The following is a 16,299-nucleotide window of genomic DNA, read 5'->3' as shown; positions in this document are numbered from 1 at the left end:
TGTACGGTGGTGTGAGAGGACGGAGGCTGCGAGGCCTCCTCCTACTCGATTTTGTGCAAATTGTCTTGAATTCTTTGAATCTAGAGCATCATCTTCAATACATAGTTCCTAGAGACAAAGTGATGTTTAAGTGCGGCACTGATATGCAGCACAATTAAACAGGCTAGGGCAATACAACTGGCACGATGTAAATAGAAAAAGAAGCCGTTGATTGCAGAGTCGGTAATTAGATTATTTACGCTCACTAACCAAAATAAAGAGTACGGTTCTTTTAGCATTAAGTAGCCGGTGCTGAAAACCATAAACATCACAAGATACATCAAAGAGTGTGCAAGCTTGGCAACGCATTTTTGCCCTTCAGGCACAGAGGTTGGCATGCTTGGCGACGAGCGAAAGTGGCTCCAGATATAACGAACCACAAGCAGTGGCGTCGCAACGGTCGCCAATGACATGTTGAGCACTGACAGAAAAGAAAACAGCTCTGGATGACTGGTGACATAGTGCATCACATACCCTGCGATTGTTGCATAGATGATTACAGAAGCCATTACCCAGTGCAGTACACGGCTTACTAAATCGTATCGTGGATTATTCAAATTAACCTCGTTCTGATCGTTATTAATATAAGATTCATCTCGATGCAATAAACCATTTTTCGGTATATTCGCATCGCGAATTAATCATATAGAACAGTATTACGCGGTATTTTTATAATTTAGAAATTAATGATGTTGCTTCAGGTGTTTTATAATTATCAATGATGTTTTAGAGTGTTAATTCCAATATGGACATAGCAAACTTGTCGACTTCCTAGCTTGTATGCCTATTACGAGATACAGTTAGTCTAAATATAAACATATAAGGAATGTATAATGCTTCGAATCTTATTGGTTGCAGTTATCTCGGTGTTCAGCACGATGAGTTTTGCAAGCGAAGATGTTAAGTACTCGGAACAAGAGTATTTGGATAGACCGCTGATGGAACGCTATATCTTGGATGAGCTGAAGCAACTGCGAATGGAACAGCAAGACCTTGAGAGACGTCTCACTATTCAGATGACGGATCGCGAATTGACTGTAGCGGATAAATCGCTGAACTACGCCAATGTTACCGTAACGTATTTCTTCTACATTATTGCTGGTGTGGCCTCTCTTATCGCGCTGGTGGGTTGGCAATCCATCAAAGAGCTTAAACACACAACTCAAGACATGGCTGATAAGCGACTTAATTCTATCGCTCAAGACTATGAGAAGAAGTTTAATGTTCTTGAACGGGATCTTAAGCGCAAGACCAGAATCATTTCCGACAACAACCGCGAAATTGAAATTATCAATGAGATTCATAACCTATGGTTGAGAGCACAGAACGCACAAACGGCAGAGCAAAAAATTGAAATCTACGATGAAATACTGAAGGTTCGTCCTGGAGATTTAGAAGCACTTACTGCCAAAGCTGACGCTGCTATGGATATACAGGAATACCACTGGGCAATGAGTCTTTGTAACCGTGTATTAGAAGTCGATGACCAAAATGCTCATGCCTTGTATCAACGTGCTTGCGCCTATGCTCGATTAGGGGCAGAAGGTCAAGCTATCGATGACTTAGAGCGCGCTATTGAAGCCAGTGGGTCCATGAGAGAGCTGCTAACTGAAGAGCCGGACTTTGAGATGCTGCGAGGCTTAGAACGCTTCGAAGTACTTCGTGAAGAGTAATATGAGGTAAAGATCCGTGTTAACTAAGGTGGTGGGCTTTGCATGCTCACCATACTTTCACACCTATCGCGCTATGGTTTCTTACATTTCATTTATTTTTTTGATTTAATTGTTATGTTATAACACTTTCTAAGTTCCTCGTTATAACCGCTAAGTATTTTATGAAGTTCCTCCGTATTGGTCTGATCGTTACTGCGATCAGCGCATTTTCCCTTGCTGCTTTGCTCTCTTTTCACTCCAAACCAGCACCAGAAATCTCTATCAAAATAACACCTTACCAAGGTTCTCAACCTAATGATAAGGAAGTCATCGACTCGCAAGCGACTCCCAACTCTTTGGTTAAGGTCCATTATTTTGTGAAAGTTGGCGATACGCTAAGCAACATCTTTTCGTCATGGCAACTGCCATATGGAACCGTTCAAAAGGTGATGGAAGCGGATCTGGAGTCTTTGAAACTCGACACAATAAAACCTGGTGACCATCTAGAGTTGCTTTTGGATAGTGACTCAAAACAGCTTGTGGAGCTGATTTATCACGAGAGTTTGGTTGAGCAAGCAGCCTTTACTCGAAATGATGATGGAAGCTTTAATTACCAATTCCATGAAATGCCTGGCGAATGGAAAGAAAAGCTCTATACGGGCACCGTTCATGGCAGTTTTTCAACGTCAGCATACAAAGCGGGATTAACAACCGCCCAGATCGCCAATATTACTCGAACGTTAAGAGACAAGATTAACTTCTCAAAGCAGTTAAGAGCGGGCGATGAGTTTAATGTGTTGGTCAATGAGCAATACACAGGCGACCATCTAACAGGAAAAACAGAGATCCAGGGCATATCGATTAGGTTACGAGGTAAGGAAGTGGCCGCGTTTCTTGCTTCAGATGGACGCTTCTACGACAGAGAGGGTAACAGCCTTGAGCAAGCGTTCAATCGCTACCCAATAGACAAACAATTCCGAAGAATTACTTCGCCATTTAACCCATACCGTAAGCACCCAGTGACCGGACGTATATCTCCGCATAATGGTACTGACTTCGCAACACCCGTAGGGTCGCCAGTTTATTCAACCGGTGATGGTCGAGTTATTGCTATTCGTAACCACCCGTATGCGGGGAAATACATAGTGATTGAGCATAACAGCGTTTACAAAACTCGCTATCTGCACTTGAGCCGATTCTTGGTTAAGAAGGGGCAACAGGTTAAGCGTGGGCAGAAAATTGCGTTGTCTGGCACGACTGGTCGCGTAACCGGGCCGCATTTGCATTTTGAAGTGCTGGTGCGTGGAAGAGCGGTGGATTCGATGAAAGCGAACTTACCTTTAGCAAGTTCTATCTTACCTGAAAATAAAGGTGCATTCTTGGCGAGAGTTGCCTCGTTTGATGACATGCTCTCCGGGCAAAAGGTTGCACGAGTAACATCAAGCTAAGTATCAGCTTATAACTGTTCTAACCCTTTGGTGGCTAGTCATCAAAGGGTTGGAACGAGTTTTCATTAGGCTGCCTGATTGCTCAATAGCTTAATAGATTAAGTGCTCAACATCTTATGTGCCCAAGTGCTCATGTGTTGAGATCTTAAGTGACTAAGTGACTAAGTGACTAAGTGACTAAGTGACCAAGCGATTGAGCGACTAGGCGATTAAGCGACGACAACCGCCGTGCCGCTCGCTGATACCATCAACATGCCATTACCCGTCCCTAATACTTCATAATCTATATCGACACCTACCACCGCGTTGGCACCCGCTTCAATCGCTTTTTGCTCCAACTCTTTGAATGCGTAGTTGCGTGCTTTTTCTAATTCTTTCTCGTAGGTGCCAGAACGTCCACCCACAAAGTCACGAATTCCTGAAAACATATCTTTGAAAACGTTCACCCCTAGAATGGCTTCTCCGGCAATAACCCCTTTGTAATCGACAATGCGCTTGCCTTCGACTGATTGTGTGGTGGTAATAATCATAATGGCCTCTTGTAAGCCCGCTGAGCTGTCACTCGCTTATTGATTGATAGTTTGGTCTTGCTCTTGAATGTCATCGTTCAGTGCTGTCTCTGAGCGTGTGAATTCATGTCTTAACCATGTTCTCAGTTTTAGCACACTTTCTTGTTTTAATTTGTTTTTTGGGCAAACAAAGTAAAAATCTTGGTGCGGGTTAGCAACCGGTTTACCCAATTCGACAAGCATCCCATGGCTGATATCATCTTTCACAAACAAGCGATGCGTTACTAGTACGCCTAACGAACGAATTGAAGCTTGCACCGCTTGAATGGAGACATCGAACGTCAGATTGCTATGGAATGTGGGCAGTGGAATTTGGTAATTGTCGCACCACACTTGCCAGTCGTGTTGCCGCCTGAGGTTAAAAACGCCAATGGTCGGGTTTTGTTTGACGAGTTGCTCGACGCTCAATCCGGTCTGGTTTTTTAATAGAGTAGGGCTGCACACCAAGACCAGATCATCGTCGCCCAGTTTCTCGCTGTAATATTGTTCCCACTCATTGGGCTTGCCATGTACGAGCGCAACATCGACCCCTTCCTGCTCGATATCGAAAGGGCCAGTTAGCGTCGAAATGCGGATATCAAGTGAGGGAGCGAAGGCTTGGAAGTCGGGAACTCGTGGGATCCACCAGTGCATCGCTAGCGAATTGACCATGTTGAGGGTAATGCGGTGGTCGTTAGGCGTTTTGGCAAGCTCTTCGGTCGCCTCTATCACTTGCTCAAGTGCGGGCGCGACTTTGCGGTAATATCGCTTACCTGCGGCATTAAGAACAACACGACGACCGACTCGTTGAAACAGAGGCTTGTTGACCAGTTGTTCTAACGACTTTATCGCTTGGCTTACCGCAGAGTGACTGACGTACAATACCCGCGCGGCGTCGGTCATGCTGCCAGTCTCAGCAACAGCAATGAAAGCATAAACGGATTTAAGCGGAACGAGTTTTTTCATTGGTAAGTTTTCCTTACAGTTATAGTTAATATTACTCGCTATTTTTCATTACGTCACGCCTCTAAAATAGATGTCATAGGAGGTGATAATTATGTCTGATATTACCAAGGCGACGACTTTCATGTTGTTGTCGACGTTCAGTTTGTCTTTAAGTGGCTTGATGGCCAAGTATCTATCTGAAGTGATGCCCACTTCGTTGCTCAGTTTTGTGCGTTTTTTGTTACCCAGTCTGTTTTTATTTCTTTTCCTGACCTTTTACAAAATCAGCAAGCCGACACGAGAAATGTGGAAACCTTTGGTGATGCGGGCGATCTTTATGGTGGCGTGTCAGTGGTGTTTCCTTACTTCACTGCAAACCTTAACGCTTGTTGAAGGGGTTGTGTTGTTCAGTACGGGGCCTCTGTTTATTCCATTGTTAGAAAAGTTAATATTTAGAACCAAGATTCATACAACGACGATAGTGTGTTTAGCTGTCACCTTTGTTGGCGTAGTGATGATGGCGGGGGATTGGTCGCAGTTTGAGTTGGGTTCGGAGTTCTTTAGACCTGCGCTTCTGCTTGGGCTTCTCGCGGGGGTATTTAATTCTGGCTCGCAAGTGAGTTTGTACCGAGCGTCTAAAACTAGCCTGACACCAGCAGAGCTTAACGCGTGGACCTTTTTAGTCGCGGCAATCATTGTGATTCCAATGGTGGTGTTTACTTCAGTTTCTGCGGTGCCTGATGTTCTTGAAAGTGCTGAAAAAGGCTTCGTGTCGGCGTTGCTGTCTTTTGACGATTTACGCTGGATTGTTCTCGGATCACTTGGTCTTGCACTGTTTACCATCAATACCCAAATCTTCCGTTCCAAGGCGTATAAGCTTGCAGACAGTGGCTCCCAGTTGGCACCTCTGATTTTTACTAACATGCTGTTTAGCGCGCTTTGGCAGGGCTTGTTCTTTGATGATGTGTTTTCTACACAACAGATGATTGGCATTAACCTGATTGTCGTGGCGAGCATCACCAATACATTGCTGGCAAAAAGACACAGCAAGGCGAAAGCCAAACAAAAACCGCACACCACAGTGGCTGTAGCGACTGTAGTGGACGTTGCGGTATTGGACTCGGCAGCTAAAAGCTAACCATTGAGTTATGGCTTATCCTCTGAATGGTTAATTTAAAACTTAGAACAATGAGCGTATGTATTCTTTTACTCGGTCGATGTGTTCGTGCGGGTCAATCTCGCAGCGTTGGTTCATTTCTAGGAATCGCTCAGCGTATTTATCGTAGATTTTGTTTTCCAAAAACAGCAGATACAACTTGGGATCGATATGACCGCTGGTGGCCATGTCGGTCATGATGTTGAGTGATTCGCTTAAGAGTTTACCTTTCTTATAAGGGCGATCACTAGAGGTGAGCGCTTCAAAGACATCAGCAATTGCCATTGCTCTGGACGGCAGAGGTAACTGGTCTTCGTTTAAGCCTCTTGGGTATCCCTTACCGTCGATACGTTCGTGGTGTCCGCTGGCGATATCCGGAATGTTTTGAAGGTAAGGCGGGTAAGGCAACTTGTTGAGCATGGTGAAGGTTTGGATAATATGATCGTTGATCATGAAACGTTCTTCATCGTTTAGCGTACCACGGCGTACTTTCAAATTGTGCAGTTCACCTTGGTTGTATTTAACTTCTCCGGGCTTAAGTACAAACGCTTCTTGCCATACATCGGCAGGGTTAAAGCCATTGTCCCAAGGTATTTTATGCTCCGGTTTGTCTGCAAGCAGAGGCTCCATGACAGGCAAACCCTTTTCCTGACTTGTTGGCTCAGTTCTCTCTTTCTCAACCGACTCTTTTTGGGTGTTAAATCTCTCTTTTTCAGACCAAGACAAACCCAATTGATCATCCAGTGTACGTTTCCATTGGCGTTTGGCTATTTGATCTAAGCGTTCTAGCTGCTCTTCCGTCATAGATTCGCCGCCAAGATTACACTCAGCAACGAAGGCAAACTCCTCATCCAGTTCAGACAGGCTTTGTTCGAGTATTTTGAGTTGTTCTTCTTGTAGTGCACCGTTCGCCATCGCTTTCCAGTAATCGGTTTCCGCTTGCTGTTTCAACAACTCAAAACGCATTCGCACTTCGTGGATTCGGTCGTAAATGGTTTCCAGTTTTGTTGCCTTATCTACCACATATTCAGGCGTGGTCACCTTGCCGCAGTCATGAAGCCAAGCGGCGAGCATCAACTCTTCCCACTGTTTACTGTCCAATGAGAATTGCGGGTAATAGCGGTCATCATCTATGGTTGCTTGAGTTAGCCATTTGGTGAGCTCAGGCACTCGTTGGCAATGCCCGCCCGTATAAGGTGACTTGGTATCAATCGCCGATGCAATCAGCTCAATAAAGGCATTAAGCATGTCTTTTTGTTGCTGCATTTGGTCGATGTTGTCTTTCGCTATTTCCGCAAAGCTGAGCAACTCTCTTAAAAAGGCGTGCTTGTCTGCCTGCATCTTGGTAATTGGTCTCTCATAGCCAATTGCCACAATCCCTACCAACAGTTTCTCTCGGTTTAATAGTGGAAATAGGTACAGGTCTGAATTGAAGATCGAATCTTGGTAATAGTTGAGAACATTGTCTTCTCTGTTTAAATGGATCGTCTCACCAGATTTAAGCTGACACAGCAACCAAGGCGTGTGTTTGATGAAGTCATTGATGTCGGCCTTAAAAGGAAGAATGGCAAGGTTGGCTGCCGTATCAAACACGTCTTTCTCTTTGGATTGAGTGAAAAGGACAATGGTTTCTGCTTTGGTAATTAAATAGCTTTGATGAGCAATGTTCTTGGCTAAGATCGAAAACTCCTGATTCCCGGCGGTGTCTCGAAGTAGGGTAATCAGATCATGAAGCGTGTGTTCCATTAGCTCAATCGAGTGGGCGAGGTTAGCCACTTCTTGAATCATGCTTTTGGGATAATGAGTACGCCTGAAGTCGAACCGAGCGATGTTGTCGGTGAGTTGCATCAGCGTATTGAGCGGCTGAGACAGTCGATTAGCAACAAACCATACGATAGCGAAGCAGATGAACAACATCCCAATCGCGACCGCAACTTGCTTGTCTCGCATCGAGATAAGATCAGCGAGCAGCTCATTGTGTGGCGTCGCTTCTGCCAAGTGTAAGGTGACATTTTGAGTCAGTTGAACCGGCGTTAGCGTTAGTGCCCAAGTGTTTAAGTTGTACTCAACGTTTTTTAGATTGAGGTTAAACTTCTCTTCATCAGAGATAAGCGGCGCAATAACGGACGCTTTCAATGCTTCCATCTGTTCACGTTTGGGCACGTTAAAGAAGCTTTGGTCTTGCTCACTGCCAGAGAGATTCCCCGTCGTTTGGTTGTTCGTTTGCTCAGTTTTACTTGTGTCATCAGATTGGGAGTCAGGCTTGGGTACTGATAGCTCAAGTTGATGCTGACCGAGAAGATTAAAATGTTGATCGAACAAGGCGAGTCGGGTTTGCGGAGAATAAGCTAATTCACTGATCTGAGAAGAGAGGGAACTCAACGTAAAGTCGGCACCAACCACATGCTTGCCATCGGCAGAACGCCTAGAGAGTGTAATGCCATTGGTTTGCAGGAAATAGAACAGATAGGGTTCAGAGAGTTGTATTGAGCCATCAGGCTTTGCGTTACGAAACCAAGGACGAGTGGTGGGGTTGAACTTACTCTCTGCTTGTCGAGTACTGATCACTTGATGTGCGCCATCAAGATAGGTAATAAAGTTTTCACCGTCTAGATTGGTGCTGCTGACCATCATGGTCGCTTTAGCGGGCGCGCTGTTTTCGGCTCTCTGTTTATTGGTGCTTAATGGACGAAAGATTCTGAAGTCACCATCTACAGAACCATAAAATAGAGCGACCAAATTGGTGTTTTGCTTGAAGATGATATCGACCGAAGCAAGCCAAGAGTCTTTTTCGACAGCGGAAGCTTGATGAGCAACAAACGGGCTCACCGCCATCACATTTAAGGTTGTGATAACAGGGGCAATGGCTTGTTTAAATACTGATTCCAGTTTGTCGCGGTGCTCATTACTGATCTCGCGCACTGTGCCTAGCAGCAGCTCTTGGGAGTGCCGATAACTAATCGAAATCAATACCGCACCGACAAGTGTTGTCAAAATTAGGAAAAGGCTAGTGATGTGGATACTCAGCGGATATCGTCTTCTTCTCATCTAACACTCCAGTTTGTAGGCTGGTTTAAGTATTGACGAACTTGGGTAGGTTGCAAAAAATTGGCGCAATTACCGAGTGTGTGCGGTTCGACTTAGATAAGACCAAGCGCTGGCTGGCTCTGGTTAGCCACGTATTCCCGTGTCGTGTAAATGAACCAGTAATAAACCTTTATGTTTGGGTGCTAATTGTCACTTTCAGCTGATAAACTGGCCGAGTTGTTGCCATTAGGCATTCATTTTCTGAAGCATTCTTTTCCTGAAAGAGATTCAGAGTTACTTTCTGAAAAAACGTATTTGACCGAGCGAAGAGGGGATTGATTCATGGAACTCAAAGTAGATACTCACACCCACACATACGCAAGTGGTCATGCTTACAGCACATTGATCGAAAACGCCAAGTCGGCAAAGCAAAATGGTTTAGCCATGTTTTGTACCACTGACCATTCTGAATCAATGCCGGGCGCTCCACACTATTGGTTCTTCAGCAATCAGCGTGTGCTTCCTCGTTTTATTGAAGATGTCGCAATTATTCGAGGTGTTGAGTCAAACATCATGAACACACAGGGTGAAATCGACATTCATCCGAGTGTGGATAAGAACTTGGATTGGGTGATCGCGAGTTTTCATGAGCCAGTATTTCGCCCATCGGATGTCGCTACCCATACAGAAGCATTGTTGAATGTGATTAAGGGCGGTCGAATTGATGCGCTTGGTCACTTAGGCAATCCTAATTTTGATTTCGATTTCGAAGCCGTTATTCAATGTGCGGTTGAGAACAACGTGGCGATTGAGATCAACAACACCACACTCAAAGGCAATAGCCGAGTTGGCAGTGTTGACCGCTGCTATGAGATTGCAAGAATAGCGAAAGCGAAGGGTGCATTTATTACAACAGGCAGCGATGCGCATTTCTGTTTAGATGTCGGTGGCTTAGACTTAGTCGCAGCATTGTTAGATGAAGTGGGCGTAGATTCGAGTAAAGTGATTACCCATTCGCCAAAGCAGTTCCTAGCCTTTTTGGCCTTGCGCGGTCGTAATGAAATCCCAGAATATTCAGATCTTGTTTAAGAGAATGTCGGCGGGTTTGCATTTCGACACAATCAATTTTTGTGCCTGAAAGATTTTTGTATACACTAGCCGAAAATAATAAAGTCGAAGTGCCACAGTAATGACGGCTCTAACTTCAAAGACACCGCTTCACTTGGAGAAACAATGAAAACTCGCTCAATCCTTTTATCTGGCTTAATCGCTGCTTCAGTATTGTCTGGCAACGCATTTGCTAATGTAGACCTTAAGAAAAACATGCAAGAAATGAAGCTTGCGTTCAAACAAGCGGCAGAAGCTCAAAGCATTGATGAGATGCAAAAGCCTATCGTTCGTTTAGATACGCTAGTGGCCGAGCTGAAAACGGGTGTTTACCCAGTCGAGAAAGAAGACAACTTCATGGAAGGCTTCAAAAAGATCAGTGCATCACTGGATAGCATTGAGCAGAAGCTAGACCAAGGTGACTTAGCGTCGGCACAGCAAGAACTTCGTACTATTGATGGCCTTCGTGAAGAGTACCATGAGAAGCGTAACCCAAGCATCTGGAGCAAGATCTTCGGTTAATTCGTTAATCATGAACGTTTGCTAGATAGGTAACAAAGAGCAAACCTCAAGATTCGATTTCTAAAACGCCGCCTTACATTACCCTCTTTCGAGGAAGGTGTAAGGCGGCGTTTTTATTGTCTCTTTTATCGAAAGCCTGCTGCAAAGAGATGAGTATTACTTTCTTAGCTTTAGTGTTGTAACCAGTATTTAACGAAAAAGAGTGTGCGTTAGCTTCAATTTTTTAACTTGCTGTTAATCTTTACGTTTACCTATATTCCAAGTCCCTCATAATAAGGGAAATTTATAAAGACTTGGAATAATGCGCCGAACCTCGTTCAACTTCTTCATGTTACTTGCAACAGCATTAAGCTGGGCGCTAGTGACATTAATGCCTGTTATCAATGCTCATGGTAATAGTGCGGGAGTATGGGCGTCGTTATGTACGGTCAATGGCTTTGAATTGGTTCAAATCGAAGAAGGCGAACCTAATACTCATAAAGGAAAGCCGTGTCCGTTTAGCCATTTTTCCACGTTTCACCAAGATGAACTTCCCACTACACTACTGACAACTCGACTGAGTTCTATTGTCTCCGACAGCTACGCTTTTTTGGCTCTAAGCGAACGCTACACGAGGCAAGCCCCGCGCGGCCCTCCCTTTGTTATTGCTTAAACCTAACCCATTAAAATAATTAAAAAATAAAGTATTAAGTAAAGTTAAACATGCTCAGATTACTTTCTGATTTTTCAGAAGGTATGTTTGCGTGTGTCAAAGGAAATTATAATGTTGAGAAATGAATCTCAAACCCCTGCGAAAGCACAAGCAACTTCGCAGTCTAAAAGCAGTGCAACAACCGGTTCGGAAACCAATATAAAAAGCAAAGACCGCAATAAAACCCTCTATTTCCTCACATGGCGCTGGCACTTCTATGCTGGGCTATTTGTTATCCCGTTTATGTTAATGCTGAGCATTACAGGTTTGGTGATGCTGTTTGATGATGAAATCGAATTGACTTTCCACCACGAAGCCCTAGAGATTGTTGCATCGGGCGAGCCGATTAAAGTGTCACAACAGTTAGCTGCAGTACAACTTCAATACCCACAAGGTTCGGTTACCCAGTTTGTTCCGAGCAAAGCTCCTGATCTGGCTAACCGCTTTTCGGTAGCACTTGTAGACGGCACATCGGTCTTCGCCACGGTAAATCAATATACGGGCGAAGTGGTCGGAGAGATTCCGCGTAGCGACAGCCTGTACCAACTCGCGAATGACATTCACGGCACTTTGTTGATTGGTGATTGGGGTGATTATCTAATTGAAGTCGCAATAAGCTTGTCTATTCTGTTGCTCATCAGTGGTATTTACTTATGGTTACCTAGAGATAACGCGAGCCGCGCTGGTTTTCTTAAGCTTCGATTTGGTTCAGGAACGCGTATTTTAATGCGTGATCTGCATGCGAACATTGGAGGTGTGTTATCGCTCGTTCTGTTGTTGTTTATTCTGTCTGGATTGGCATGGACAGGTTTTTGGGGCGGTAAGCTTGTTCAAGCATGGAGCACTTTCCCTGCTCAAATGTGGGACGATATTCCGTTGTCTGATAAGACGCACGCTTCCCTCAACCATGGCTCAGAAGAAGAGCTACCTTGGAACTTGGAGCAAACACTATTGCCTTTGTCTCAAGATAAGCCAGCAGAACACGTTCATCATGTGGAAGAGGCGACGGAACCTCATGATCAATCTAAGATGGGTGAAGATCACTCTCAACATGTGTTGTCAGCAAGCAACTTCGACATTGATGACGTTACTGAAAAAGCATACTCACTTGGCTTTACACGATACAAGGTGAATTTCCCGCGTTCAGAAACGGGTGTTTACACGGTCACAGCCAACACTATGGGCGGTGACATCATTGATCCAACGCAGGACCGTACTACGCACCTCGACCAATACTCAGGTCGTATTCTGGGTGAGGTGACATGGCAAGATTATAACTTCATTGCCAAAACGTTAGCGGTAGGTATTTCATTGCATCAAGGTGACATCAACATCATTAACAAGCTTCTAAATGCTTTGTTTTGTTTGGCGTTCATTGTTGTGTCCGTGACTGGCGGTGTGATGTGGTGGATACGTAGACCTTCAGGTCAAAGAAAGCTTGGCACGCCACCGAAGTTTGGCGATGCAGGGCTTTGGAAGACAGGTTTAGTGATCGTGATAGTTATTTCAGTACTGTTTCCACTGGCGGGAGCGACGATCGTGACAGCAATGCTGCTGGATTGGTTACTATTTTCACGCGTTGAGAAATTCAAGACGGCATTGAGTTAATTGATATACAAACTGACCTCCTTTTTGAGGAGGTCAGTTTCATTATTCAGATGACATGCTCTGTTTATTAAGAAGACGTTAGACTTGTACAGCTCTATATTTGATAAAGCTCTAGATTTCATAAAGCTCTAACGGAAGCCCGTCAGGATCGGCAAAAAAAGTAAATGCTTTACCTGTAAATTCATCAACTCGAATCGGTTCGACTTCAATGCCTTGTTCTTCCAAGTAGCTTTTGACATGTTGAACGTCATCAACACAAAAAGCTAAGTGTCTTAGCCCTTGAGCTTCCGGAAAGCTTGGTCTTTCAGGTGCGTCAGGGAAGCTGAATAATTCTATTTGAGCGCCATTAGGCAGTGCTAAGTCAAGTTTGTACGACTGGCGAGCCTCACGATAGTTTTCGGCAATGATCTCAAGTTTTAAAATCTCGGTGTAAAAGTGCTTCGATGCGTTGTAGTTTGAACAGATTATGGCTGCGTGGTGTATTCCTTTCAACATCAGTTTATTTCTCCTGCCAACTTGTCACCTAAGTGCTCCATGGCGTAATCAATGAATACACGCAGTCGAGCGGGCATGTACTTGGTTTGAGCAAACTGCATCGCAATCGCACCATGGTAATTACTCTTGATGGTCCAATCTTCCAACACTTGTACTACAGACCCTTCAGCCAACGCATCTTGAATCACGAAGTCATGGAAAATACCGACGCCTAGACCTTCTTTCACACCTTTCAGTCGCATCTGCGAGTGGTTAACTGCGTAACGTCCACTGACGGGTACTGTGTGAAATTCATCATCTTTAAGAAAATCCCAAATGTGATCTTTGTCTGTCTCTGCAAGATACAAACAGTCGTGTTCAGACAGCTCGGTAGGGTGGTGAGGAATCCCCTTGGCATCTAAATAGTCAGGGCTTGCACACAACACGAGGTTTGTTTTTCCTAACTCTTTCAATACTAAGCTTTCGTCGGGCTTATCAGTCAGGCGGAAAGCAATGTCGATGCCTTGACGTAAAATATCGATGTCGCCGTCAGCCGCTCTCAATTTAAGTTGGATTTCTGGATACTGATTTAAGAATGGAACAACGAAAGGCTGCAATACCGAATTCAAGAAGGCTTCAGGCGCCGCTACCGTTATCGAGCCTGCAGGTTCGGTATGGTCGGAGGTAGACAGTTCAACGGCTTGTTGCGCTGCGTTGATCATCACCACACTCTGATCATAAACCAATTGACCCGCTTGCGTAATGATAAGGGTACGAGTGGTACGCTCAAACAGTTTCACCGATAGCGCTTTTTCCAAGCGGGTGATGAGCTTACTCAAGGCTGATGGTGTCACGCCTAACTGTTTTGCTGCAGCCGTAAAACTACCTTCGTTAACCACCAAAATGAACGAGGCGAGATCCGGAAGCAGGGCGATGAGTTTTGGGTTAATCATAAGTATCCAGTTAAGCTAGTTTCAACGATGAACTTAATGGTCATTGTGAGCGATTTACTTTGATTTGTGAATCAATTTCATTAATTGATTGACTTAATAAAGCGATGTTGAAAGCGCCATTTATTAACGAGCGTAAGTGAACTACACTGATAAAAAAGCTAGGTAAGTGACCGATGAATAAAGAGAATTTTCCAGAAGAGTTAAAACGACTTCGCGAAGCAGCATCCATTTCTCAGGAAGAATTCGCAGAGTTGTTGTCCCATTCTCATCGGGCATTCTCTGGTGTGAATCAGGTAATGGTGAGCCAGTGGGAAAGGGCAAAAACAGTACCGAGTTTTGTGCGCCGTCTGGGTATCGCAAGCTTCTTTCAGCTAGATTACGACTTTTCCGTTGAAGAAATGGTGCAAGTGAAAGCTGCCACTAAGAATGTGGAGCGTCCATTCAGTGTTGATATTGGTTATGACTATGAGGTGACGAGTGTTGAGTCATATAGCATGGGGACACTTCCAGCGAAAAGACTCAAATCGATTCAAATCATGCATCAAAAAACCTATGGCAAAGATTTTATCGAGGTTTCTAAACATCTAGGCGTAATAAAAGAAGATATGCAGGTACTGTGTTTTCTTTTTGAGGGCGTCATTATTGGGCATGTGGTGTATGACGGGTTAAGTAAGATGCTTTGCAGTGTTGGTGCCGTTAGTATTGTTATTCGTCGTAAGATCTTCGATTACATGGCGGACAATTTATCGGGTACTGAATTCCGCTTTCCTACTCTTGATCCTGCAATGTCCCAGTTCCTCTATGATCTTTACTTAGAGCCGTATATGAGCAAACTCGGCATGCCATTTTTCAAGGCTGATATAAAGAAAGTAGTGAATAACCCGTTCTCTCAGAACATCCAAAACAAACACGATATTTACTTCAAGTGCATTCGATATCACGATCTTAAGCAGAAAAAGAAAAGCGTCGAGCTTGTCTTAAATTAACCTTGCTTGAGTACTCACTTTTACATGACAAGTCTAAGATCGGTCAAAGGCAGTGGTTTGAATATAGAAAGCCCTGATAGCTATCAAAACCTAGCTGGTGGACGAGCTGATGTGTATCCGTATCTTCAACACCTTCTGCCACGGTTTCGATTCCAGACTCTTTGCAGTACGCCAACGTGCGCTTCACCAAGTCCGAACGTGCTGGTTCTGCGCTATTCACGATTGACTTATCAAACTTCACTTCATCAACATTAAGGCTCATCACCTTATTCATATCTGAATGGCCAATGCCAAAGTCGTCGATTGAGGTTTTAATGCCAAGAGATTGAAAGCGTTTTATCTGCTCACAAAGTTGGTCATCCAACTGATCGTTTTCGCTCAGTTCAAAAGTAAGCTGCTTTGCTTTGAACGACGTATTCCAAAGGGCTTTGTTGCGTAATTAAATTTAAAGATAGAACAACCCCGTTTCGCGTATTTCTTAATCAATACGACAAGTTTCAGGCATACCTAAGCCAGTAAGCTTGTTCAACGCTTTTATCATCGCGTAAGTTTCACCCACCTGGGCATTGTAATTTCTTAAGCTCAATCGTCCTCCTAGCAACTGTTTAACTCGATACATCGCTGTTTCTGACAATGAACGTTTGTGGTATCCATACCGCTCTTTCCAATACTTATTTGAGCCGTATAATTTCTGGCAACCCACGGCGAGATTTCGAGGATGACCACGCTCCCAGAAGGCTGCCCCTTCTCTTGGGGGAATAAGCGCAACGGCTCGCTTCATCTTAATAGCAGCGCGACACGCTCTCGTGTCGTAAGCGCCATCACCAGACACCTCAAGGATGCTTCGACGTGTTTGTTTCAGTAGGTTCGGGAGTACTTCACCATCTGTAACCGTTGATAAACTTAGCTCGGCGGCAATGATCTCATGAGTGCTTGTATCAACTGCAATATGCAGCTTTCGCCAGACTCTCCGCTTGCCATCCGTCCCGTGTTTTTTGACTTTCCATTCACCTTCGCCATAAACCTTAAGGCCAGTTGCATCAATGGCTAGGTGTTGTATCGCTCCTCTCGCTTTAGTCTTAAATGAGACCTCAACTTGCTTGGCTCTACGACTGATGCAGGTGTAATGCGGACAACTTAACG

At 44.4% G+C, this 16,299-nt stretch carries 15 protein-coding genes and 1 pseudogene; 8 read left to right on the top strand and 8 right to left on the bottom strand.

Annotated features, from left to right (window positions below; translation table 11 throughout):
* Positions 1-80: 80 nt before the first annotated feature.
* Positions 81-596: a cytochrome b gene (locus tag AB6D58_RS23585; protein WP_082151303.1), complete on the bottom strand. Its 516-nt coding sequence runs from the start codon at positions 594-596 to the stop codon at positions 81-83.
* Between the two features lie 276 nt (positions 597-872).
* On the opposite strand from AB6D58_RS23585, the gene AB6D58_RS23580 reads away from it, so the two are divergent.
* Positions 873-1,712, top strand: coding sequence for a tetratricopeptide repeat protein (locus AB6D58_RS23580; protein ID WP_017067625.1), 840 nt, complete (start codon positions 873-875; stop codon positions 1,710-1,712).
* Positions 1,713-1,873: 161 nt separating this feature from the next.
* Positions 1,874-3,139 carry a peptidoglycan DD-metalloendopeptidase family protein gene (locus AB6D58_RS23575; RefSeq protein ID WP_065584577.1) on the top strand — a complete coding sequence of 422 codons (1,266 nt, stop codon included), beginning with the start codon at positions 1,874-1,876 and terminating at the stop codon, positions 3,137-3,139.
* 209 nt (positions 3,140-3,348) lie between these two features.
* Here the strand turns inward: AB6D58_RS23575 and AB6D58_RS23570 are convergent, their stop codons facing one another.
* Together AB6D58_RS23570 and AB6D58_RS23565 are read right to left on the bottom strand one after the other, a co-directional pair.
* On the bottom strand, positions 3,349-3,669 hold the full coding sequence (locus AB6D58_RS23570; protein WP_004730185.1) for a heavy metal-binding domain-containing protein: 321 nt from the start codon (positions 3,667-3,669) through the stop codon (positions 3,349-3,351).
* A 36-nt stretch (positions 3,670-3,705) separates the two neighbouring features.
* Positions 3,706-4,653, bottom strand: a complete 948-nt coding sequence (locus tag AB6D58_RS23565) for a LysR substrate-binding domain-containing protein (protein WP_372158696.1) — start codon at positions 4,651-4,653, stop codon at positions 3,706-3,708.
* A 91-nt stretch (positions 4,654-4,744) separates the two neighbouring features.
* Here AB6D58_RS23565 and AB6D58_RS23560 point away from each other — a divergent pair, with 91 nt between their 5' ends.
* Complete coding sequence (locus tag AB6D58_RS23560) at positions 4,745-5,770, top strand: DMT family transporter (protein ID WP_372158694.1); 1,026 nt, start codon at positions 4,745-4,747, stop codon at positions 5,768-5,770.
* A gap of 42 nt (positions 5,771-5,812) precedes the next feature.
* Here AB6D58_RS23560 and AB6D58_RS23555 read toward each other — a convergent pair whose 3' ends face one another.
* Positions 5,813-8,836, bottom strand: a complete 3,024-nt coding sequence (locus AB6D58_RS23555; RefSeq protein WP_372158692.1) for an HD domain-containing phosphohydrolase — start codon at positions 8,834-8,836, stop codon at positions 5,813-5,815.
* Between the two features lie 321 nt (positions 8,837-9,157).
* Here AB6D58_RS23555 and AB6D58_RS23550 point away from each other — a divergent pair, with 321 nt between their 5' ends.
* The 4 genes from AB6D58_RS23550 (at position 9,158) to AB6D58_RS23535 (ending at position 12,743) form a co-directional block, all read left to right on the top strand.
* The gene (locus tag AB6D58_RS23550) at positions 9,158-9,904 is read left to right on the top strand and encodes a phosphatase (RefSeq protein ID WP_017059533.1); all 747 of its coding nucleotides are present in this window, start codon (positions 9,158-9,160) and stop codon (positions 9,902-9,904) included.
* A gap of 144 nt (positions 9,905-10,048) precedes the next feature.
* A complete protein-coding gene (locus tag AB6D58_RS23545; protein ID WP_372111610.1) occupies positions 10,049-10,444 on the top strand; it encodes a cytochrome b562 in 396 nt (131 codons plus the stop codon).
* 301 nt (positions 10,445-10,745) lie between these two features.
* Entirely contained in the window at positions 10,746-11,096 is a 351-nt protein-coding gene (locus tag AB6D58_RS23540; RefSeq protein ID WP_017064798.1) for a hypothetical protein, read from the top strand.
* 111 nt (positions 11,097-11,207) lie between these two features.
* Entirely contained in the window at positions 11,208-12,743 is a 1,536-nt protein-coding gene (locus tag AB6D58_RS23535; RefSeq protein ID WP_372158690.1) for a PepSY-associated TM helix domain-containing protein, read from the top strand.
* 111 nt (positions 12,744-12,854) lie between these two features.
* On the opposite strand, the gene AB6D58_RS23530 is transcribed toward AB6D58_RS23535, so the two are convergent.
* Both AB6D58_RS23530 and AB6D58_RS23525 read right to left on the bottom strand, forming a co-directional pair.
* Complete coding sequence (locus AB6D58_RS23530) at positions 12,855-13,238, bottom strand: VOC family protein (RefSeq protein ID WP_102319755.1); 384 nt, start codon at positions 13,236-13,238, stop codon at positions 12,855-12,857.
* Positions 13,238-14,170, bottom strand: coding sequence for a LysR family transcriptional regulator (locus tag AB6D58_RS23525; RefSeq protein ID WP_017059538.1), 933 nt, complete (start codon positions 14,168-14,170; stop codon positions 13,238-13,240). Before AB6D58_RS23525 ends, AB6D58_RS23530 begins: the two co-directional genes overlap by 1 nt.
* A gap of 173 nt (positions 14,171-14,343) precedes the next feature.
* Here AB6D58_RS23525 and AB6D58_RS23520 point away from each other — a divergent pair, with 173 nt between their 5' ends.
* Entirely contained in the window at positions 14,344-15,156 is an 813-nt protein-coding gene (locus AB6D58_RS23520; RefSeq protein WP_372158688.1) for a helix-turn-helix domain-containing protein, read from the top strand.
* Positions 15,157-15,176: 20 nt separating this feature from the next.
* Here the strand turns inward: AB6D58_RS23520 and AB6D58_RS23515 are convergent.
* Positions 15,177-15,580 (bottom strand): annotated as a pseudogene (locus tag AB6D58_RS23515) (EAL domain-containing protein); the annotation flags it as partial.
* 54 nt (positions 15,581-15,634) lie between these two features.
* The coding region (locus AB6D58_RS23510) for an IS5 family transposase (protein ID WP_371693267.1) at positions 15,635-16,299 on the bottom strand (665 nt) is incomplete at its 5' end.

The organism is Vibrio sp. 10N.239.312.D08 (assembly GCF_041466145.1).
GTDB lineage: Bacteria > Pseudomonadota > Gammaproteobacteria > Enterobacterales > Vibrionaceae > Vibrio > Vibrio crassostreae_C.
The sequence above is the reverse complement of the archived record's forward strand: the minus strand, read 5'-3'. Positions and strand labels throughout refer to the sequence as shown.